The 19,325-nt window shown below is 66.3% G+C and carries 16 protein-coding genes and 2 tRNA genes; 6 read left to right on the forward strand and 12 right to left on the reverse strand.

From position 1 onward, the window contains the following. Nucleotides 1-10 precede the first annotated feature (10 nt). Nucleotides 11-796: a pseudouridine synthase gene (locus tag ACWIEX_RS02015; protein ID WP_454031478.1), complete on the reverse strand. Its 786-nt coding sequence runs from the start codon at nt 794-796 to the stop codon at nt 11-13. A gap of 386 nt (nt 797-1,182) precedes the next feature. Here ACWIEX_RS02015 and aroC point away from each other — a divergent pair, with 386 nt between their 5' ends. Together aroC and ribB are read left to right on the forward strand one after the other, a co-directional pair. Continuing rightward, nucleotides 1,183-2,301 (forward strand): chorismate synthase, encoded by a 1,119-nt coding sequence (gene aroC / locus ACWIEX_RS02020; RefSeq protein WP_454031479.1) that lies wholly within the window; start codon nt 1,183-1,185, stop codon nt 2,299-2,301. A 104-nt stretch (nt 2,302-2,405) separates the two neighbouring features. Next, nucleotides 2,406-3,686, forward strand: coding sequence for a 3,4-dihydroxy-2-butanone-4-phosphate synthase (gene ribB, locus ACWIEX_RS02025; protein ID WP_454031480.1), 1,281 nt, complete (start codon nt 2,406-2,408; stop codon nt 3,684-3,686). Nucleotides 3,687-3,701: 15 nt separating this feature from the next. Here ribB and ACWIEX_RS02030 read toward each other — a convergent pair whose 3' ends face one another. Further along, nucleotides 3,702-4,631 carry a histone deacetylase family protein gene (locus ACWIEX_RS02030; protein ID WP_454031481.1) on the reverse strand — a complete coding sequence of 310 codons (930 nt, stop codon included), beginning with the start codon at nt 4,629-4,631 and terminating at the stop codon, nt 3,702-3,704. Between the two features lie 222 nt (nt 4,632-4,853). Here ACWIEX_RS02030 and ACWIEX_RS02035 point away from each other — a divergent pair, with 222 nt between their 5' ends. Then, on the forward strand, nt 4,854-5,450 hold the full coding sequence (locus ACWIEX_RS02035) for a L,D-transpeptidase (protein WP_454031482.1): 597 nt from the start codon (nt 4,854-4,856) through the stop codon (nt 5,448-5,450). A gap of 334 nt (nt 5,451-5,784) precedes the next feature. Here the strand turns inward: ACWIEX_RS02035 and ACWIEX_RS02040 are convergent, their stop codons facing one another. The 4 genes from ACWIEX_RS02040 to ACWIEX_RS02055 form a co-directional block, all read right to left on the reverse strand. Next, the gene (locus ACWIEX_RS02040; protein ID WP_454031483.1) at nt 5,785-5,994 is read right to left on the reverse strand and encodes a hypothetical protein; all 210 of its coding nucleotides are present in this window, start codon (nt 5,992-5,994) and stop codon (nt 5,785-5,787) included. 199 nt (nt 5,995-6,193) lie between these two features. Then, nucleotides 6,194-7,570: an aspartate aminotransferase family protein gene (locus tag ACWIEX_RS02045; protein WP_454031484.1), complete on the reverse strand. Its 1,377-nt coding sequence runs from the start codon at nt 7,568-7,570 to the stop codon at nt 6,194-6,196. 156 nt (nt 7,571-7,726) lie between these two features. Then, nucleotides 7,727-9,190 (reverse strand): amidase, encoded by a 1,464-nt coding sequence (locus tag ACWIEX_RS02050; RefSeq protein WP_454031485.1) that lies wholly within the window; start codon nt 9,188-9,190, stop codon nt 7,727-7,729. Between the two features lie 6 nt (nt 9,191-9,196). Further along, nucleotides 9,197-9,661: a MarR family winged helix-turn-helix transcriptional regulator gene (locus tag ACWIEX_RS02055; RefSeq protein ID WP_454031486.1), complete on the reverse strand. Its 465-nt coding sequence runs from the start codon at nt 9,659-9,661 to the stop codon at nt 9,197-9,199. Between the two features lie 134 nt (nt 9,662-9,795). Between ACWIEX_RS02055 and ACWIEX_RS02060 the strand changes: the two genes are divergently transcribed. Next, nucleotides 9,796-11,424, forward strand: coding sequence for a long-chain-fatty-acid--CoA ligase (locus tag ACWIEX_RS02060; protein ID WP_454031487.1), 1,629 nt, complete (start codon nt 9,796-9,798; stop codon nt 11,422-11,424). A gap of 238 nt (nt 11,425-11,662) precedes the next feature. Here the strand turns inward: ACWIEX_RS02060 and ACWIEX_RS02065 are convergent, their stop codons facing one another. Continuing rightward, nucleotides 11,663-14,167: a methyl-accepting chemotaxis protein gene (locus ACWIEX_RS02065; protein WP_454031488.1), complete on the reverse strand. Its 2,505-nt coding sequence runs from the start codon at nt 14,165-14,167 to the stop codon at nt 11,663-11,665. A 157-nt stretch (nt 14,168-14,324) separates the two neighbouring features. Here ACWIEX_RS02065 and ACWIEX_RS02070 point away from each other — a divergent pair, with 157 nt between their 5' ends. After that, entirely contained in the window at nt 14,325-15,101 is a 777-nt protein-coding gene (locus ACWIEX_RS02070; RefSeq protein ID WP_454031489.1) for a DUF1499 domain-containing protein, read from the forward strand. Nucleotides 15,102-15,162: 61 nt separating this feature from the next. Here the strand turns inward: ACWIEX_RS02070 and ACWIEX_RS02075 are convergent, their stop codons facing one another. From ACWIEX_RS02075 to ACWIEX_RS02085, 3 genes are all read right to left on the reverse strand, one after another. After that, nucleotides 15,163-16,077 (reverse strand): MBL fold metallo-hydrolase, encoded by a 915-nt coding sequence (locus ACWIEX_RS02075; RefSeq protein WP_454031490.1) that lies wholly within the window; start codon nt 16,075-16,077, stop codon nt 15,163-15,165. Between the two features lie 14 nt (nt 16,078-16,091). Continuing rightward, nucleotides 16,092-16,226 (reverse strand): hypothetical protein, encoded by a 135-nt coding sequence (locus ACWIEX_RS02080; RefSeq protein ID WP_454031491.1) that lies wholly within the window; start codon nt 16,224-16,226, stop codon nt 16,092-16,094. A gap of 348 nt (nt 16,227-16,574) precedes the next feature. Beyond that, nucleotides 16,575-16,651, reverse strand: a tRNA-Pro gene (locus tag ACWIEX_RS02085). 148 nt (nt 16,652-16,799) lie between these two features. Here ACWIEX_RS02085 and ACWIEX_RS02090 point away from each other — a divergent pair. Then, nucleotides 16,800-16,874: transfer RNA gene (locus tag ACWIEX_RS02090), tRNA-Gln, on the forward strand. 147 nt (nt 16,875-17,021) lie between these two features. Here the strand turns inward: ACWIEX_RS02090 and ACWIEX_RS02095 are convergent. After that, nucleotides 17,022-17,690, reverse strand: a complete 669-nt coding sequence (locus tag ACWIEX_RS02095; protein ID WP_454031492.1) for a response regulator — start codon at nt 17,688-17,690, stop codon at nt 17,022-17,024. A 176-nt stretch (nt 17,691-17,866) separates the two neighbouring features. Further along, nucleotides 17,867-19,240, reverse strand: coding sequence for a sensor histidine kinase (locus ACWIEX_RS02100; RefSeq protein ID WP_454031493.1), 1,374 nt, complete (start codon nt 19,238-19,240; stop codon nt 17,867-17,869). Nucleotides 19,241-19,325: the final 85 nt, after the last annotated feature.

Below are 19,325 nucleotides of genomic sequence, written 5' to 3' on the forward strand. Positions count from 1 at the left end.
CGCCGATGGCTCAGGCCACGTTGATGCGAAGCTTGCCGGCGGGATAGCCGGCAAGCGGCAGCGGCGTTTCTTCGGGCTGCAATTCGCGGACGGCGCCCTTGCCGAGCTCGCCGAGCTCGAGTTCGCCGATCCTGATCCGGACGAGGCGCAGCACCTCGGCGCCGGCAGCCTCGACGATCCGCCTGATCTGCCGGTTGCGGCCCTCGTCGATCACCATCTCGACCCAGGCATTGCGCTCCCCACAGCGCAGCAGGGCGGCCGAGCGGATCGACAGCACCTCGTCCCCGTCGATGGCACCTTGTCTCAGCCTGGTCATGAAGGCTTCGTCCGGTATCCGGTCGATCTGGACATGGTAGGTCTTGTCGACCCCGGAGGCGGGATCGAGGATACGCTGCGCCCAGCGCGTGTCGTTGGTCATCAGCAGCAGGCCTTCGCTTGCCATGTCCAGACGCCCGACCGGCGCGAGATGCGGCAGGTCGAGACCTTCAAGGCAGGCATAGACGGTCTGGCGACCTTCCGGGTCGCTCGCCGTCGTCACCATGCCGCGCGGCTTGTTGAGCATCAGGTAGATGCGGCGCGCGGCGGTCACTGCCTGACCATCGACCGCAAGCCGTGCCCGTTGCGGATCGAGGCGCAGGTCGGGTTGGCGCACATTGCGCCCGTCGACCGTGACGCGCCCCTCGCGCACCAGCTTTTCGGCCTGCGTCCGCGAGCAATAGCCGAGCTTGGACAGCGCGCGGGCAAGGCTGACGCTGGCCGTCGATGCCCGCGCGGGGCGCCTGCGGAGAAATCTCATGATGAGCCTGGCGGTTCGTCGTGGCGCCGCGAACAGGGCACGCCGGCCCCCTGCGCGCGAACGCTCGCGGTCGGCCGGTCCCATGCGCGGGCGGCGGGTGGCTTCGACGCGGAAGCTTGTCGATGTCGGAAAACGCGTGGCGCGATGCCTGCAATCAGGCTGGTCGTCGCCGGGTCGACCCCGAAGCGGCCCTGCCGGGCGGCTCGGGGCTAGGCTCCCGCGATGATGGGGCTCCCGGGGCGCCAGGAGCGCGAAGGGCTGGGCGTCCGGCTCATGGCTGCGTTGAAGCGGCGAGGGCAGGGCTTGTCAACGGCCGTGGCGGCCCATGCGGGGTTTCGCCGCGCGCCGATCCGGCTTAAGAGCCATGCGAAACCTATCGGGCTCCCATGTCGCATAACAGCTTCGGCCATCTCTTCCGCGTCACCACCTTCGGCGAGAGCCATGGGCCCGCTATCGGCTGCGTCGTCGATGGCTGCCCGCCGCTGCTGCCGCTGACCGAGGCCGACATTCAGGGCGATCTCGACCGCCGCCGGCCGGGCCAGTCGCGTTTCACCACGCAGCGCCAGGAGCCGGATCAGGTCCGCATCGTCTCCGGCGTCTTCGCCCGCGAGAGCGACGGCGTACAGGTCACGACCGGAACCTCGATCGGGCTCATGATCGACAATGTCGACCAGCGCTCGAAGGACTATTCCGACATCAAGGACAAGTACCGGCCGGGCCATGCCGATTTCACCTATGATGTGAAATACGGCATCCGCGACTATCGCGGCGGCGGCCGCTCCTCGGCGCGCGAGACGGCGATGCGCGTCGCCGCAGGCGCCATCGCCCGCAAGGTCGTGCCCGGCATGATTGTGCGCGGCGCGCTCGTCCAGATGGGGCCCCACAAGATCGACCGCGCCAACTGGGATTGGGAGGAGGTCGGCCGCAACCCGTTCTTCTGCCCGGATGCCAAGGCTGCCGCCTTCTTCGAGGGCTATCTCGACGGCGTCAGGAAATCCGGTTCCTCGATCGGCGCCGTGCTGGAGATCGTCGCCGAAGGCGTGCCGGCGGGGCTGGGTGCCCCCATCTACGCCAAGCTCGATTCCGAGATCGCCGCCGCGCTGATGAGCATCAATGCGGTGAAGGGCGTCGAGATCGGCGAGGGCTTTGGCGCGGCCGAACTCTCCGGCGAGGCCAACGCCGATGAGATGCGCGCCGGCAATGACGGGCGCCCGCTCTTCCTCTCCAACCATGCCGGCGGCATTTTGGGCGGCATTTCGACCGGCCAGCCGATCGTGGCGCGCTTCGCGGTGAAGCCGACCTCCTCGATCCTGGCGACGCGCGCGACCGTGACCCGCACCGGCGGTGAGGCCGAGATGTTCACCAAAGGCCGCCACGACCCCTGCGTCGGCATCCGCGCCGTGCCGGTTGGCGAGGCGATGGTCGCTTGCGTGCTGGCGGACCAGTATCTACGCCATCGCGCGCAGGTCGGCGTCGTCGAGCCGCGCTGGCCGTTCCAGGAGTGATGCGGAGCGGCTTTTGCCGCGGCGTCGCATCTTGCATTTCAGCAATACTGAAAATGCATCGATCATTCATTGCGGATGAAGCAGCGGCGTATTAGCTTCACGGCATGAAGCTCGACGTCTGGCTCCGGCAGAACAAGATCGCGCGTAGCGCCTTCGCCAGGCAGGTCGGCCTGTCGCCGGCCAGCGTGACCGCGCTGTGCAACGATCCCGCCGCCTGGATTTCCCGCGAAAGCGCCGAGCGCATCACTGCCGCCACCAGCGGCGCCGTCACCCCCAATGATTTCCTCGGCCTGTCAGGGCCGCGCGAGGCTGCCATGTCCAACAATGTCGCCGAGACCATCGAAGCCTTTGCCCGCGGCGAGATCGTCATCGTCACCGATGACGACGATCGCGAGAACGAGGGCGATCTCATCGTCGCCGCCTCGCTCTGCACGCCCGAGAAGATGGCCTTCATCATCCGCAACACCTGCGGCATCGTCTGCGCCCCGCTGACGACGGGTGAAGCCCGGCGCCTGCGCCTCGACCCGATGGTCTCCTCGAACGATGCCCCGCTCGGCACCGCCTTCACCATCACCGTCGACGTCAAGCACGGGCTGACCACCGGCATCTCGGCCGAGCAGCGCACCAACACCGTCCGCGCGCTCGCCAACGGCAATATGGGCGCCGCCGATTTCGTCCGCCCCGGCCATGTCTTCCCGCTGATCGCCAAAGACGGCGGCGTGCTGATGCGCTCTGGCCATACCGAGGCGGCCGTCGACCTGTGCAAGCTTGCCGAGCTGCCGCAGGTCGGCGTCATCTGCGAGCTCGCCAATGACGACGGCACGGTGATGAAGGGCGCACAGATCACCGCCTTCGCCGAGAAGCACGGCCTCAAGCAGATCACTGTCGCGGACCTGATCGCCTATCGCCAGTCGCGCGAGAAGCTGGTCGAGCGGGTGCATTCCTTCCCGGTCAAGACCGAGTTCGGCGACGTGACCGGCCATGTCTATGTCACGCCCTTCGACAACACCCAGCATTTCGCTTTCGTGATGGGCAAGCTCGGCGATGGCGAGAAGGTGCCGGCCCGCCTGCACCGCGCCGATGTGGTCGCCGACGTGCTCGGCGGCGCCGGCTCGATCCAGTGCGCGCTGCGGCGCTTCCAGCAGGAAGGCAAGGGCGTGCTGATCTACCTGCGCGACGGCAGCGCCGGCGTGCCGATCAAGAGCGTCGAGGACGAGGGTTCGGACGAACTGCGGATTCAGCAATGGCGCGAGGTCGGCCTCGGTGCCCAGATCCTGCGCGATCTCGGTGTCCGCTCGATCATCAACCTCGCCTCTTCGCCGCGCTCCTTCGTCGGCCTCTCCGGCTTCGGGATCGAGATCGCCGAGACGTCGCCGTTGGAATAGCCGGGGTTCGGGCGCTCACCCCTCCATCAGCGCCGAGACATGGGCGGCCGTCGATTTCGCCAGTGCGTCGAGATCGTAGCCGCCCTCCAGCACCGAGACGATGCGGCCGCCGGCATGGCGGTCGGCCGCTTCCATCAACCTCGATGTCGCCCAGGTGAAATCGGCCTCGCGCAGGTTGAGATCGGCGAGCGGGTCGCGCCAATGCGCGTCGAACCCGGCCGAGATCACCACGAGATCGGGACGGAAGGCATCGAGCCGCGGCAGGATCGCGGTCTCGAAGGCGTCACGGAATTCATCGGAGCCGTCGCCCGCCCGCAGGGGCACATTGACGATCGTGCCTTGCGTGCCCCGTTCCGAGGCTGCGCCGGTGCCGGGATAGAGCGGCATCTCGTGGACGGAGGCGTAGAGCACGCTCGCATCGTCCCAGAAGATGTCCTGCGTGCCGTTGCCGTGATGGACGTCCCAGTCGACGATCGCGACACGCTCGGCCCCATGAGCTCTCTGCGCGTGGCGGGCCGCGATGGCCGCATGGTTGAAGAAGCAGAAGCCCATGGCGCGCTCGCGCTCGGCATGGTGCCCGGGCGGGCGCATTGCGACGAAGGCGTTGCGCGCCTTGCCTGCCATCACCTCGTCCACCGCGGCGACAGCCCCGCCGACGCCGCGCAGTGCCGCTTCGATCGTGCCGGGCGACATCAGCGTGTCCGCATCGACCTGCACGTAGCCGGCCGCGGGCGCCGATGCGATCAGCGCCTGCACGTAGGATGGGGAGTGGCACAGCGCCGCCTGCTCAAGCGTGCCGAGGGGAGCCTCCAGCCGAATCAGTGCCGCGAAACGCTCGGCCTCGAGCGCATGCTCGACCGCTTTCAGCCGATCGGCGCATTCGGGATGGCCGGGGGGCATGGCATGATCGAGGCCGGCCGGATGGGTGAAGAGCAGGGTCGTCAAGAGCCGTTATCCGCGCGCTGGAGCCGGCGGAAGGGTCATGCGTGGCCGGTTTGCCACGCCTGGCAGCCTTCCGAACGCCATAAACGGAACCCGATTGCGCCATGACCGTTTGAGGCCTAGTGCTTCGCCGGACGGCCGCTTTTGGATAAACGCTGGGCCGATACGAAGCGTTAACGTTCGATTCATCATAAAGGCTGCCTTCGGGTCGGCTCGGTGGGGACTATGAAGAAGACCGTTTTCGTAGCGCTGGCGTTGTCGGCCCTGCTCGGCGCCTGCCAGTACAAGAGCGTCAGCGCGCCGGAGCTGTCAGCCCGCGACGCCGAATATATCGCGCTCGTCCCCAAGTTCGACACCTACCTGCCCTATCTCCCCTACGAGATCAGCGATCCGACCGGGCAGGCTCCCGGTACGGTCTATGTCGATACGAAGGAGAAGTTCCTCTACCTCGTCCTGCCGAACAAGAAGGCGATCCGCTACGGCGTCGCCACCGGTGACGAGGCTTTTGGCTGGACCGGTGAAGCCGTGGTGCAGCGCAAGGCGGAATGGCCGCGCTGGACGCCGCCGGCCGAGATGGTCAAGCGCTGGCCGCATCTGAAGCCGGTTGCCGGCGGCATGAATGGCGGCCCGGAGAACCCGCTCGGCGCCCGCGCGCTCTATCTCTACCAGAACGGCCGCGACACGCTCTATCGCATCCACGGCACCAACGAGCCGGAGACGATCGGCCGCTCGGCCTCTTCCGGCTGCATCCGGATGCGCAATATCGACGCGATCGACCTGTTCAACCGCGTGCCGGTCGGCGCGAAGGTCATCGTCGTCTGATCGATCAGACGGTCCGGAGAATTCAGCGGGCGGCCTTCGGGTCGCCCGTTTTCGTTTGCGGGATACCATCGGTGAGACCACCTCTGTCATTCCGGGGCTTCGCGCAGCGAAGAACCCGGAACCCACGACCGGGTGAGCGCTTGCCCGAGATTATTAAAGCCGAGCGCCACACCCAGTCGTGGGTTCCGGGTTCATGCCTGCGGCATGCCCCGGAATGACAACAGGTCTCATGAAGCCGTCGCGCAACTAGGCCAGCTCAGCCGCACCGCCCAAGAAAAAGGCCGGTGGGAGCAAGCTCCGCACCGGCCAAGTCATGGGTCTCGAAGGGGAGGTTTCAGTCGTAGAAACCGTGGCGGAGAACGCCGGGCAACTCGGCCTTGCGCGCTTCACCGTGCTGTTTCAACGCAGGTGATGCCTGTCGGGTTCCCGCGGCAACCGCCCGAATTGCGATCGGGCGGAAGCGGGAGGCATAGGTCGCCCGCGCCGTGGCGTCATGGAAACCCTTGCGGGCCGGTGTCGGGGCGTGCGTGTCGCGTTGAAGCATGGCTCCTGACTCGTCTGATGGACCTCATGCCGGCGGCTCGCGCCAGCCGACCCTGCCTGTCTGACGGCGGATCGGGACGGCGCCGGGGCGCCTCTGTGATCTGTTCGTGGCGATCTCGGGCCCATCCGCCACATTGCTGAACACAAAAAAGGCCGGGCGTCGCTGCCCGGCCTTCTGTCGTTTCAGCGGTGAACGGCCGTCAGGCCAGCAGGCCTTCGGCCTTGGCCCAGTTCAGGGTCTTGTCGAGGGCGCGCTCGCAGCGGTTGAACATTTCCTCGATCTCGGCCTCGTTGATCACGAGCGGCGGGCAGAAGGCGAGGCGGTCGCCCATGGCGCGGGTGATGAAGCCCTCTTCCAGCGCATAGGCCACGGCCTTGGCGCCGACGCCCTTCTTCACGTCGAAGGAGGCCTTGGTCTGCTTGTCCTTGACCAGCTCGGCGCCGCCGATCAGGCCGACGCCCTTGGCTTCGCCGACGAGCGGATGCTCGGCGAGCTTGTTGAGGCGGCGCAGGAAGGTCGGCGAGACCTTCTCGACATGGTCGACGATCTTCTCGCGCTGGTAGATCTCCAGCGTCTTCACCGCGACGGCGCAGCCGACGGGATGGCCGGCATAGGTGTTGCCGTGGCCGAAGGTGCCGATCTTACGGCTCTGGTCGACGAGCACGTCATAGATCTTGTCGTTCATCATCACGGCGCTGAGCGGGAAATAGGCCGAGGTGATCTGCTTGGCGAGCGAGATCGAGTCGGCATTCATGCCGTAGGTCTCGGTGCCGAACATCTTGCCGGTGCGGCCGAAGCCGGTGATGACCTCGTCCGAGATGAACAGCACGTCGTACTTGGCGAGCACGGCGTTGATCTTCTCGAAATAGCCTTCGGGCGGGATGATCGCGCCGCCGGCGCCCATCACCGGCTCGGCGATGAAGGCGGCGACCGTGTCCGGCCCTTCGCGCAGGATCATCTCTTCCAGCTCGGCGGCGAGGCGCGACGAGAAGTCCTGCTCGCTCTCGCCCGGCTCGGCGAAGCGGTAGTGATGCGGGCAGGAGGTGTGCAGGATGCCCGGCAGCGGCAGGTCGAAATCGATATGGTTGTTCGGCAGGCCGGTCAGCGAGGCCGAGGCGACGGTGACGCCGTGATAGCCCTTCAGCCGCGAGATGATCTTCTTCTTCTGCGGCCGGCCGAGCGCGTTGTTGAGATACCAGACGATCTTGACCTGGGTGTCGTTGGCGTCGGAGCCGGAGGCACCGTAGAACACCTTGGAGATCGGGACCGGGGCGATCTCCTTGAGCTTTTCGGCCAGCTCGATCGCCGGATCATGGCTGCGCCCGCCGAAGATATGGGTGAAGGGCAGCTTCTTCATCTGCTCATAGGCGGTCTCGACCAGCTCCTGGTTCGAGTAGCCGAGCGAGGTGCACCAGAGCCCTGCCATGCCCTCGATATATTCCTTGCCGGTGGAGTCGTAGACATAGATGCCCTTGCCGCTCTCCAGGATCAGCGGGCCCGTCTGCCGATGCGTGGCGAGGTTGGTATAGGGATGGACGAGGGTCTCGATATCCCTGACGGCGACATTCGACAGCATGATGGGCTCCCGGTTCTGTTTAATATTCTTGCCAACATACGCCGATATGGCTGCAAATGTTGAGCGAATTTGACGCAGGGGACAGTAGACTCTGCCGCGGGACGAGGGAACCGGAAAGGCCTCGCGCCACGCGGGTGCAACCGCCCTCAGAGCGGTTCAGTTTGCGAGCGGCGGCGAGGTGAACCGTCCGCCCAGCTCTTCCAGCATCGCCCCGACGGCAATGGCGGTGCGATCCTCGCCGAGGGGCGCGATGATCTGGACGCCGAGCGGCAGGCCCTCGCGCGACCGCATGACCGGGGCCGACAGGGCCGGCAGGTCCGCCCCGGTCGCAAGCGCGGCCCAGAGCAGGAAGTCGAGATAGGGCCGCGGCTCGCCGTTCACGATCAGGCGGCGGGCATGGATGTCGGGGCCGTGATCATGCGGGATCGCGGCGACCGGGGTCGGCGGGCAGAGCACCACGTCGTAGCGGGCGAAGAAGCTGGCCCATTGCCGCTTCTGGGCGCGGCGGCGCTGGTCGACCTGCTGGTAGAGACCGGGCGTCATCCGGGCGCCGCGCGCCTGCAGGGCCTGGTGCGACAGGTCGTTCGGGCTGAAGCGCGAGGCTTGCGCCTGGATGCGCGCCCGCACCTTCGGCGGCAGGCCATAGGCGACGACGGCATGGTTCAGCAGCGCATAGACCTCGAACGCGTCGGCGAAGCGGATGGAGGGCCGCGCGGTTTCGTCGATGATGGCGCCGGCTTCGGCCAGCCGGCGCGCCGCCTCGCGCACGGCATCCGCGACCTCCCGGTCGACCGGTGCGAAGGGATCGTCCGCCCAGAGCGCGACGCGCAGGCCCTTCGCGTCGGTCCGGCGCGGCTCAGGCAGCGCGGGCGCGGGCAGGGCCGTATCGCGCGGCCCGGCGATCACCCGCAGGATCAGGTCGAGATCCTCGCTGGCGCGGGTGATCGGGCCGGCGACCATCAGGTCGACATTGCGCAGGGTGCGGCGCTCCGGCGGTGGCGGGATCGCGCCCCAGGTCGAGACCAGCCCCCAGCTCGTCTTGAGGCCGAAGACGCCGCAGGCATGGGCCGGCCAGCGGATCGAGCTGCCGAGATCGGAGCCGAGTTCGAAGGCGCTCATGCCGGTCGCGACGGCAACCGCCGCCCCGCCTGACGATCCGCCGGGCGAGCGCGCCTCGTCCCAGGGGTTGTTGGTGACGCCATGGGCCGGGTTGTAGCTCTGGAAATCGCCGGAAAAGACCGGGACGTTCGTCTTGCCGATGATGACCGCGCCGGCGGCCCGCAGCCTCGCGACCGCGGCGGCATCCTCGGCGGGCACGCGCTCGCGATAGGCCGGCAACCCGCCGGAGGAGGGCAGGCCGGCGACGTCGAATGCATCCTTGATCGTGATCGGCAGCCCTTCGAGTGGGCGAGCCGTACCGCTGGCGATGCGCTCATCCGAGGCTTTCGCCATTGCACGAGCGGCCTCGCGATCCTCGGCCACGACGGCGTTGAGGCGCGGGTTCAGCGCATCGATGCGGGCGAATGTCGCTTCGAGAAGATCGGTGGCGCTGAAGCGGCGGGCGAGCAGCGCCGCGCGCAGGGCCGTGGCGGATGCGGTCAGGTCGATGCCGTCAGCCATGGCCGCTCACTCGGCATCGACGGCGCGGGCGAAATCGCGCCAGAGCAGCACCAGCCGGTCGAGCTCGGCGAGATCGTCCGTTTCCAGCTTGCCGAGCGTGTTCGCGACGAAATCACGCTGGGCGGCGATGCCGGCTTCGGCGAGCCGGCGGCCTTCCGGCGTCAGGTGCATGGCATAGGAGCGCCGGTCGCCGGCGATGGCGCGCCGCTCGACCAGCCCGGCCTGCACCAGCCTGTCGACCAGCCCGGAGACATTGCCCTTGGTGACGTAGAGCCGTTCGGCGAGTTCGCTCTGGCTGATGCCCTCCTGCTCGGTCAGGGTCGAGAGCAGGTCGAATTGCGGGATCGAGAGGCCGAGCGCGCGGATTCGCGCCGTCATCTGCATCAGCATGCGCTGGTGCAGCCGCATGAAGCGGAACCAGACCCGGTCCGGTTCCGTCGCGGCCTGCTGCACGATCTTCGGTGCGGTCATGGCGTTTCCCCCCGCTCTTGAAGGATCAGGCCTAAACCATCTGGCGGGCGCAGGCGAGCCTTCGATGGGATGACTTCCCTTTCGCGGGAGCGCGCCGCTATCCTCCGGGCAAACGGATTTGGGAGGATAAGCGCATGCTCGGCCTGATGCAGGACTGGCCCCTTCTGCTCCACCGCATCATCGACCACGCCGCCGTCCAGCACGGCACGCGCGAGGTGGTCAGCCGCGCCGTCGAGGACGGCTCGCTGAGACGGCGCAGCTATGCCGAGATCCGCAGTCGCGCGTTGAGCGTGGCGAAGCGCCTGCAGCGACAGGGCATCGCGCTCGGAGACCGGGTCGCGACGCTGGCCTGGAACAGCGATCGCCATCTCGAACTCTGGTACGGCATCAGCGGCATCGGCGCGATCACGCACACGGTCAATCCGCGGCTCTTTCCCGAGCAGATCGCCTGGATCGTCAACCACGCCGAGGACCGCCTGCTCTTCCTCGACCTGACCTTCGTGCCGATGGTCGAGGCCATCCAGGACAAGCTGCCGACGATCGAGCGCTATGTCGTGCTGACCGATGCCGTGCATATGCCGCAGACCAGCCTGAGGGGCGCTGTCGCCTATGAGGATTGGCTGGCCGAGGTCGACGACGATTTCGCCTGGGGCCGCTTCGACGAGAACACGGCGTCGGGGCTCTGCTACACCTCGGGCACGACCGGCGGGCCTAAGGGCGTGCTCTACTCGCATCGCTCGAACGTGCTGCATGCGATGACCTGGGCGACGCCGGATTATCTCAACCTGTCGTCGCGTGATTCGGTGATGCCTGTCGTGCCGCTGTTCCACGCCAACAGCTGGTCGCTGGCCTATTCCGCGCCGATGACCGGCGCCAAGCTGGTGATGCCCGGCGCGAAGCTCGACGGTCCCTCGCTCCATGCCTTGCTGGAGGGCGAGGGCGTGACCATGACGGCGGCGGTGCCGACCGTCTGGCTCGGCCTCCTGCAGCACCTGGAGGCGACGGAGGGCAAGCTCTCGACGCTGAAGCGCGTCGTCATCGGCGGCTCGGCCTGCCCGCGCGCGATGACCGAGACCTTCGAGCGAAAATACGGCGTCACCGTTGCCCACGCCTGGGGCATGACCGAGATGAGCCCGCTCGGTTCGTTCTGCTCGGTGAAACCCGTCTACGAGCATCTGGAGGGCGACGCGCTCTACGATCTCAAGGTCAAGCAGGGTCATCCCGGCTTCACGGTGGAATTCCGCCTGACCGACGATGCGGGGCGGGATCTCCCCTGGGACGGCAAGACGTTCGGCCGGCTCAAGATGCGCGGGCCCGCCGTGGCGAAAGCCTATTATCGGCGCGAGGACGAACCGACCCTCGACGAAGAGGGCTTCTTCGACACCGGCGACGTCGGCACGATCGACCCTGCCGGCTACATGCAGATCACCGACCGCTCGAAGGACGTGATCAAGTCCGGCGGCGAATGGATCTCTTCGATCGACCTCGAAAACCTCGCCATCGCTCATCCCGATGTGGTGGAAGCCGCGGTGATCGGCGTCGCCCATCCGAAATGGGACGAGCGACCGCTGCTGGTGATCGTACCGAAGCCCGGCCGCACGCCAGACAGGGACGAGATGCTCGCCTTCATGACCGGCAAGATCGCGAAATGGTGGCTGCCGGACGATGTCGTGCTGGTCGAGGCGATCCCCCACACAGCGACCGGCAAGATCCAGAAGACGGCGCTGCGCGAGATGTTCAGGGATTACCGGTTGCCGGGGTGATCATCGGGTTTCTCTCAACGTTTTCAGAAAGCGAGCCATCCCGGGCGGAGCGAAGCGAAGATCCGGGATCCATGCCTGAACCTCATTCGCGGGCGTTCCGGAATGGATCCCGGGTCTCCCTCCGGTCGCCCGGGATGACGTCGCGGTTTTCAGGGAGAATGAGCTGCGTTTGAAACGCCAACGGCGCCCTTTCGGGCGCCGCGCGTGTCGTTCGAGGATGCGCCGAGGCTGTGCCGCCTCAGAACTCCTCCCATCCGGAATCGTTGGCCCGGCCGCCATTGGCGACCTTGCGCGGGGCGGGGGCGGTGCGGGACTGGACGAAGGCGGCCTCGGCGAGCTGCCGCAGCCGCTCCGGCTCGCCGGAGGTGGCGGGAGCCGGCCTGGTGGCCCGCATCGGCGCCTTCGCGCGGGCCATCGCGGCCGGCTGCGCATAAGCCGCCTGGCCGGCGGGCTCGCGCCCGGTGCGGAAGGTCGCTACCAGTCCGTTGAGCTGCTCGATCCGGCCGGACAGCGCGTTGGCGGAGGCGGCGCTCTGCTCGGACAAAGCCGCGTTCTGCTGGGTCATCTCGTCGAGATGGGCGACCGCCTGGCTCATCTCGTCGATGCCGTTGGCCTGCTCGCCGGACGCGGCCGAGATGTCGGCGATCGTCGCCGCGACCTTCTGCGAGGCCGCCAGGATGCGGCTGAGCTGGTCGCCGGCCTGCCGCACCAGCTTGACGCCCTCGCCGACCTCGACATTGGACGAGGAGATCAGGCCGGAGATGTCCTTGGCCGCCTCGCTCGAACGCTGCGCCAGGGTGCGCACCTCCGAGGCGACGACGGCGAAGCCCTTGCCGGCATCGCCGGCGCGGGCCGCCTCGACCGCGGCGTTAAGCGCCAAAAGGTTGGTCTGGAAGGCGATGTCGTCGATCACCCGGATGATGTCGGAGATCTTCTGCGAGGCGGTCTCGATCCGGGCCATGGCGTCGACCGCCTGTCCGGCGATCGCGCCACCGCTCTCGGCCGCCTGCATCGCCTCGTCGGCGATCCGGGCGGCATCCTTCGAGGCCTGGGCCGAGGCTTTCACGGAAGCCGCCAGCTCCTCGGTCGTGGCCGCGGTTTCTTCCAGCGAGGAGGCCTGTTCCTCGGTGCGCTTCGACAGATCGTCGGCGCCCATGTTGATCTCGCGCGCGGCGAGACCGACATCGGCCGAGGTCGTCTGGATCGTCGCGACCGTGTCCGAGAGGCGATCCACCGTCTCGTTGATCGCGCCCTTCAGATCGGCGAAGCGGCCGCGATAGGCCGTCTCGATCCGGTTGGTCAGGTCGCCGCCCGCGATCGCAGACAGCGCCCCGGCGAATTCCGTCGTCGCCCCGTCAACAACCGCGTTGATCTCGTTGATGCCCTCGACGAGTTCCTTGAGCGGGCCTTCCATGCCGCCGACCTGCGCCTTGCCGGAGAAATTGCCGTCACGCGCGGCGGCGACGATGGTGGCGACTTCGCCGAGCAGCTTCTGGACATGGGCGGCCTGTTCGGCATCGGCGAGCATGGCGAGCTCGCGGTCACGCCGGTTCTGCTCGAGGGCAAGCGCGTTCTCGCGGTAGATTTCGAGGGCGCCGCTCAGCGAACCGATTTCGTCCGGCGAGGGGGCGGCCGGGATGGCCTGGGCGAAATTGCCCGTCTGCATCTGGTCCAGCGCGGATTTCAGCGAGACGAGCGGCCGCGCGACCCGGCGCTGCACGCCGCGCCAGCTCAGGACGCAGATTGCGAGCAGCACGGCCAGCAGCGAGCCGACGACGCCGAGCTTGACCCAGGCGGCGTTGAGCTTCTGGTCGGTCCGCGTGACCATGTCGTCGAGCGACTGGGTGACGGCGGAGACGATCGCGGTGAACGGCGCATTGCACTGCTTCGTCCATTCCTCCGCTGCGATGATCGGGCCGGAACCCTGGCCGAGCTTGCCGATCAGCTCGTCCATCTTGCGGTTCGAGGCTTCGACCTCGGCCGACATGATGCCGATCTTCCGGACGAGCTCGCTGCCGACGCCGGGCCGCGAGGCGAGCTGCTTCAGCGTCTCGCCGGCGGCGTTGGAGATGCCGCGCAATTCGCCGAGCTTGCGGATCTGCGCCGTCTCGAGCGCCTTGCCGGAGCCGAAGGCCGGGCGCAGCACCGAGCATTGCGTGCCGTAATTCGAGCGGACATCCCAGCCGGCCGACTTGAAGCTCTGCAGGTCTGCCAGGATCGGGTCTGCGAGGCGGGCGGCATTGGAGGTTTCGTCGGAAGCCTTGACGATCGCGCCTTCGATCGAGCCGACGCCGTTATACCAGGGCATGGTGGCGGCGAGGCTGCGCTGCGCCTTCGGCTTCGACGCCTCGGCATAGAGATCGGCCATCCTGGCGTCGGTGAGCTTCTGCTGCTGCTGGATGCCGGCGATCAGTTCCTTGCGGTTCGGCAGGTCGGTTTCGTCGAGCTGCGTGATCGCCTCGGCGATGCGGCTGCGATTGCTGTCCTCGATCTGCTTCAGCACCGGGGCGGGATCATCGGCGACCTGGATGCTGGTCTGGGCCTGTCCGCGCGCGGTGCGGATCGCGTTGCCGGTGAGCAGCAGGGCCTTGTCGGCATCGACCAGCTCGGCCAGCCGCATGTTGCTGCGCACTTCGACGATGGATTGTTGCGCCATGTAGGCGAGCGCACCGATGCCCGGCACGCACAGGCAGGCGATGGTGGCGACGAGGTAGTTCTGGATCGAAGAGGGGAAGAATTTCACGGCGGGACTCGAGCGAGACATGCGGCGGTAAGGCGGTGGCGGAGGCCGGGAGACAGGCAGCGGCGAAACCTCCTGCCCACTTATCGCCGATTTGATTAAGATTGCGCTTCACGCTCCCCGGCTTGCGTTCCGGGTTCGCCACGGGCACGAAAGGGCCATGCACCGCCGTCTCGTCTTCGAGGAACCGGTTTCGCGCGCCGCTGTCTGGAGCAGGCGGCTGGCCTGGTTTGCGTTCGCTGTGCTGCTTTTGTCGCTGCTGCTGGTCCGTTTGCGGGAGCCGAGCATCGAAGGGCTCGCGCCGGTCGCTGGTGCCTATGTCCTCGTGCTCGCGGCGCTCGGCCTTGCCATCCTTGCCTTTATCCGCATCTGGCATTCCGGCCATCGCGGTGCCGGCATGGCCGCCGGCGCGCTGCTGCTTTCGCTCCTCCTGCTCGTACCGGCAGGCTTTGTCGTGCTCAGGCTCGTGACCAGGCCGGCTCTTGCCGATGTCTCGACCGATATCGACGATCCCCCCGCCTTCAGCCGTTCGCAGGCCGCGTTGACGGCGCGCTCCGGCCGGGTCCCGCCCGATGTGCCGGCGCCGCGGCGGCGCTTGCAGCGTCAGGCCTATCCCAAGGCGGTCCCGATCCTGCTCGAACTGCCGGCGGAAGCCGCCTTCGACCTCGCCAGGCGAGCGGCGTCGGGGCTGGGCTGGCAGGTGCTGGAGACCGCGCGGCCGGGCGGGCGCAGCGGCGCAGGGCGGGTCGAGGCGGTGGCCCGGGGCCAGATCCTGCACTTCTCCGAGGACATCACCATCCGCATCAGGCCGCGCGTCGACGGCAGCCGCATCGACATCCGCTCGGCCTCGCGCCTCGGTCGCCATGATCTCGGCGCGAATGCGGCGCGTGTCGCGGCCTTCGCCGACGAGATCGAATTGCTGATGGAGAGCCGCTAGAGCATCGGCCCGAAAAGTGGAACGCGGTTTTCGGAAAAAGCCGATGCTCCAGGCGATAGCTTCAGGCGAGCCTGTAGCGGCTGGCGAGGGCCGGAATCGCGTCGCTGGACTGGACGGCGCCGCGCAGCACGAGATCCTCGATCTGGGCCAGCACCGAAAGCGCCGCGGCGCCGTGCAGGGCCGGGGCCAGGCCCTGATAGATCACCGGCACCATCGCGGCGATCGTGTCGTCACCGGCGCCGAGCCGGTTCAGGATCGCGGCCTCGCGCTGGCGGCGGTGCTGGACCAGTCCGCGCAGAAACCGCTGCGGCTCGGTGACGGGGCCGCCATGGCCCGGCCAGTAGCGGGCGTGCTCCAGCCCGCGCAGCTTGTCGATCGAGGCCATATAGGCGGCCATCGACCCGTCGGGCGGGGCGACCACCGTGGTGGACCAGGCCATGACATGGTCGCCGGAGAACAACGTCCGCTCTTCGGCGAGCGTGAAGGCGAGATGGTTCGCGGTGTGGCCGGGCGTCTCGACGGCGGCGAGGCTCCAGCCGGGCCCGGAGACGGCGTCGCCGTCGCGCATTTCCTGGTCCGGCACGAAATCGGTATCGGCCGCGGCGTCGAGCACGCGGCCTTCGCCCGGTCCGAGCTCCCGCGACGGCCGGTGCGGACCGCAGCCGACCACCATCGCGCCGGTCGCCGCCTTCAGCGCCGGCACCGCGGGCGAGTGATCGCGATGGGTATGGGTGACGACGATATGGCTGACCGTCTCGCCATGGACCGCCGCCAGGAGCCGCTCGACATGGTCCGCATCGTCAGGGCCGGGATCGATGATCGCGACCGTGCCGCGGCCGACGATATAGGAGCAGGTGCCGGTGAAGGTCATCGGTCCGCCATTGCCCGCGATGATCCGGCGGACCAGCGGCGACAGGGTGGCGACCGTGCCGGCCGCCGCCGGCGCGCTTCTGTCGAACTCGATCTCGTCGGCCATCTGTCCCGCTGGCCCTAGCTCGTCGACTTGCCGCTGCAGCTCTTGGTGTCGGACGATCCGAACAGCGGGCCGAAATTGCCGCATTTGTCGCAGCCGGACAGAAACACGGCCAATCCGAGGATGCCGGCAAGGAGGGTGATGCGCTTCATGGATCCGACCGTTCGATTCGATGAGGCGGCAGTCTAGTGGCTGCAGGGGTTGGACGACAGCGGCAATTCGGTGGAGGAGCGCGCGTTCAAAGGCCGAGATCGGCAAGCCAGCCCAGGATGCAGATCGCCGACAGGGCGATCAGGGCAAGGGTGGCCTTGGCGTCAGGCGGGCAGTCGCGCAGCATGGTCGTCTCCGTTCCGGAGCCGAAGCAATAGTCGTGCCGTTTGACAGATGGGTGACGGTTCCGGTGGTGCGGCCGGGACCGAGCGAACCGGTTCGGGACCCGCCGGAAAAAGAAATGGCCCGTGAGGGCCATTCGTCGTCACTTCAAATATCCCGGGAAATTTTGGTCGGAGTGGCAGGATTTGAACCTGCGACCCCCTCGTCCCGAACGAGGTGCTCTACCAGGCTGAGCCACACTCCGATCCGCTGGTGGCCGGCTTATAGCCAGCGCGCGGCTGCGGCGCAACAGGCTCTTTGCAGGTTGTTGAGGAATTCTTCCGGCAAGGCGCGGGGCGAGGCCGCTTGACGGTTGCGCGCCGCGCTGCTGCGTTCTAGAACGCGCCGCACATTGGGGCGTCGCCAAGTGGTAAGGCAGCGGTTTTTGGTACCGCCATTCGGAGGTTCGAATCCTCCCGCCCCAGCCATCCATTCAGCCGAACTGCGATTTTTGGCCGACTGAGCAATTGCTGCGATAGTGCCGAGGGTTGGTCGGGCCAGCCGGTCTGCAGTTGCCGGCGCTTTCATCTGCCTTTCGGAGCGATTTTATCTGCGGTCGCTCGCGCGCCGCGCATTCAATTGAGTAATCCGATGCGCTCGACGTCATTCATTTTTGTGTTGGAGATAGGCAGTCTTTTCGCCGCGAGAACCAGTCCGACCCGGTTGCGCACCTCCAATTTTTGCATGAGCAAGCTCATGTAATTCTTGATCGTTTTTTCGCTGAGCTTCATGACAGTGGCCATTTCTCGATTGGTGCGACTGTCCAAAAGCAGGCTTACGATTTGCTCCTCTCGAACGCTCAGCTTGATTTTTAGTTCGTGAGGATTGGCAAGTGCAGCAATCACTTTAGCCGAAAAACCTTTGGAGATATAGGTTTCGCCGGCTACGACGGCGTCTATCGCCTCCCTCAAGCTCTCGAGCGGACTACCTTTAAGTACATAGCCATTGGCTCCGGCTTTCAGCGCATCCACTGCATGTCGAATTCCCGACGACGCCGTCAAGATAACAATTTTGATTTCGGGAGCCAGGTGATGAATTTGCTTTATGCATTCAAAAGCATCGCCAGGCATATTCAAGTCCATGACAAGAACTTCTGGCTTCGTCTTATACGAAATATCGAGTGCTTCTGCGCAGCAGCCGCCTGTTCCTACGACTTTATACCCAGGGCGGCGCCCGAATATGGCGCGAATGCCGTCCAAGAGCGTCGGGTGGTCATCGACGAAAGCGACGGAAACTGTGCGCATGGTGCAGCTCTCCAACCGAGAAGGAGAGCTTAACGTAACTGACGGTGATTACAACAGTTTCGTAAATGCTTGGTTAAGGCTAGGCATTGAGCCTCGTTCTGTCTCCATACGCTGAGGCAGCTATGGCTGCACTAACGCATGCCCGCTCGGCGTACGAGGTAATGCCCCTTGGGGCGTCACCGATGGCCGTATGCGAGGGGTAGTGTGACCCGCACTTCCGTCCCGCGCTCGGTCTTCTCCAGCTTCAAAATTCCGCCGAACGCCTGAACGCGATTTCGAATGCCGCGGTGACCCAGCTTGGCGTGAACCGCTCGTTCTGCCTGAGGCGCCACGACTTGGCCGCCCTCATCGCTGATCGTCAGCTCGAGCCGGTGATCGCGGACCGCGGCCGATACACGTTGGCCGACGCCGCCGGCATGTCGAAAAGCGTTCGTCAGCGACTCCTGAACGATGCGGTAAACGCAAATCTTCATGGCGCTCGACATGGTCTCGGGCAGATCTCCGAGGCTGAGCTCGACATTCGTCGCCGTCGTGCTTTCGTGCCGGTCGCGCGCCAGCTCGATCAGCTCGAGCGGCGACAGCTCGTCCAGCTCCGGCAGCACAAGGCCGGTCGAGAGATGCCGCAGTTCTTCAATGGATTCGCCGAGTGTGGCTCTCGCTTCACTCAGGTATTGCGGAACGGGGCGCTTTCTCTGTCGCTTGTCGAGCAAGATCTCGGCGATCTCGTCAAGCCGGAGCCTTGCGAGCGTCAGCGCCTGGATCGGACCATCATGGATGTCGGAGCCGATCCGCCCGAGCAACTCCTCGTTCGCCTCGTTCGCATCGAGCCTGAGCCGCTCGTTCTGCAATGCCATCGACTGCGCTTCAGCGATGCGCCTTGTCAGCTCGGCTCCCTGCACGGCGATCGTCGAGCTGCCGCGCCGAACGATCAGGTAGAGGAAGGAGAGCATCAACAGTGTGGTCAGGCAGACGATGATCCACGTCAGCCGCTGGCTGTGTTGAAGCTGCGTATCCAAAATCCTGGCGTCTTCATAGATCTCGCCGACGGCGACGACAGTCTCCGTTCCGGTCCTGTAGAGCGGTGCATAAACTTCGATGAGCGATCGATTCAGGCTCTGCTCGTAGGCGCTCTCGGCGCTCACCATATCCTTGAACTCAGAAACAATCTTGCCGCTGGCTGCAGTGGCGACATCGGTCGAGACAAAATGTTTGCCGATGATGTCTTTCGCCATGTTGGCGTAGATGACCGTTCCATCCGGCCGCCAGACCTTCACCGAGACGATCCTCTTCGTCACCGGGGTTCTGACAAGCAGTTGATCAAGGCGGTGCTGGTTCGCGATCGGCATGGTGCCGTCCGGCAGGAGATTCTGCACCTCCGCCTCAAGAAAACCCACCATCAGATCGGAGCCGCCTTGCCCCGATGTCACGAGCACGCTGCGTGTGATCCGGTGAGTGACCCAGGTGCCAAGCACGGCCATGGAAATACAAAGGACAACGGCGGCAGCAGCAAGAAACTGAACCGAGAGGCTATACTTGCTGCGCCACTGCATTGAACGGCTACCTTCCAGGGTGCCTAAAGTCCCGAAACCGCAAAGGACCAACGGCACGAAGAACGCCTGACTTCCTGAGGCTGAC

The sequence above is a fragment of the Allobosea sp. NPDC055353 genome (assembly GCF_053644975.1).

Bases quoted from the DNA above. Each gene is read 5' to 3' on its own strand.
- ACWIEX_RS02050 (WP_454031485.1), bottom strand. From the start codon at position 9,190: ATGGCTGACGGCATCGACCTGACCGCATCCGCCACGGCCCTGCGCGCG.
- ACWIEX_RS02045 (WP_454031484.1), bottom strand. From the start codon at position 7,570: ATGCTGTCGAATGTCGCCGTCAGGGATATCGAGACCCTCGTCCATCCC.
- ACWIEX_RS02035 (WP_454031482.1), top strand. From the start codon at position 4,854: ATGAAGAAGACCGTTTTCGTAGCGCTGGCGTTGTCGGCCCTGCTCGGC.
- ACWIEX_RS02080 (WP_454031491.1), bottom strand. From the start codon at position 16,226: ATGAAGCGCATCACCCTCCTTGCCGGCATCCTCGGATTGGCCGTGTTT.
- ACWIEX_RS02060 (WP_454031487.1), top strand. From the start codon at position 9,796: ATGCTCGGCCTGATGCAGGACTGGCCCCTTCTGCTCCACCGCATCATC.
- aroC (WP_454031479.1), top strand. From the start codon at position 1,183: ATGTCGCATAACAGCTTCGGCCATCTCTTCCGCGTCACCACCTTCGGC.
- ribB (WP_454031480.1), top strand. From the start codon at position 2,406: ATGAAGCTCGACGTCTGGCTCCGGCAGAACAAGATCGCGCGTAGCGCC.
- ACWIEX_RS02095 (WP_454031492.1), bottom strand. From the start codon at position 17,690: ATGCGCACAGTTTCCGTCGCTTTCGTCGATGACCACCCGACGCTCTTG.
- ACWIEX_RS02040 (WP_454031483.1), bottom strand. From the start codon at position 5,994: ATGCTTCAACGCGACACGCACGCCCCGACACCGGCCCGCAAGGGTTTC.
- ACWIEX_RS02015 (WP_454031478.1), bottom strand. From the start codon at position 796: ATGAGATTTCTCCGCAGGCGCCCCGCGCGGGCATCGACGGCCAGCGTC.
- ACWIEX_RS02100 (WP_454031493.1), bottom strand. From the start codon at position 19,240: ATGCAGTGGCGCAGCAAGTATAGCCTCTCGGTTCAGTTTCTTGCTGCT.
- ACWIEX_RS02075 (WP_454031490.1), bottom strand. From the start codon at position 16,077: ATGGCCGACGAGATCGAGTTCGACAGAAGCGCGCCGGCGGCGGCCGGC.
- ACWIEX_RS02055 (WP_454031486.1), bottom strand. From the start codon at position 9,661: ATGACCGCACCGAAGATCGTGCAGCAGGCCGCGACGGAACCGGACCGG.
- ACWIEX_RS02070 (WP_454031489.1), top strand. From the start codon at position 14,325: ATGCACCGCCGTCTCGTCTTCGAGGAACCGGTTTCGCGCGCCGCTGTC.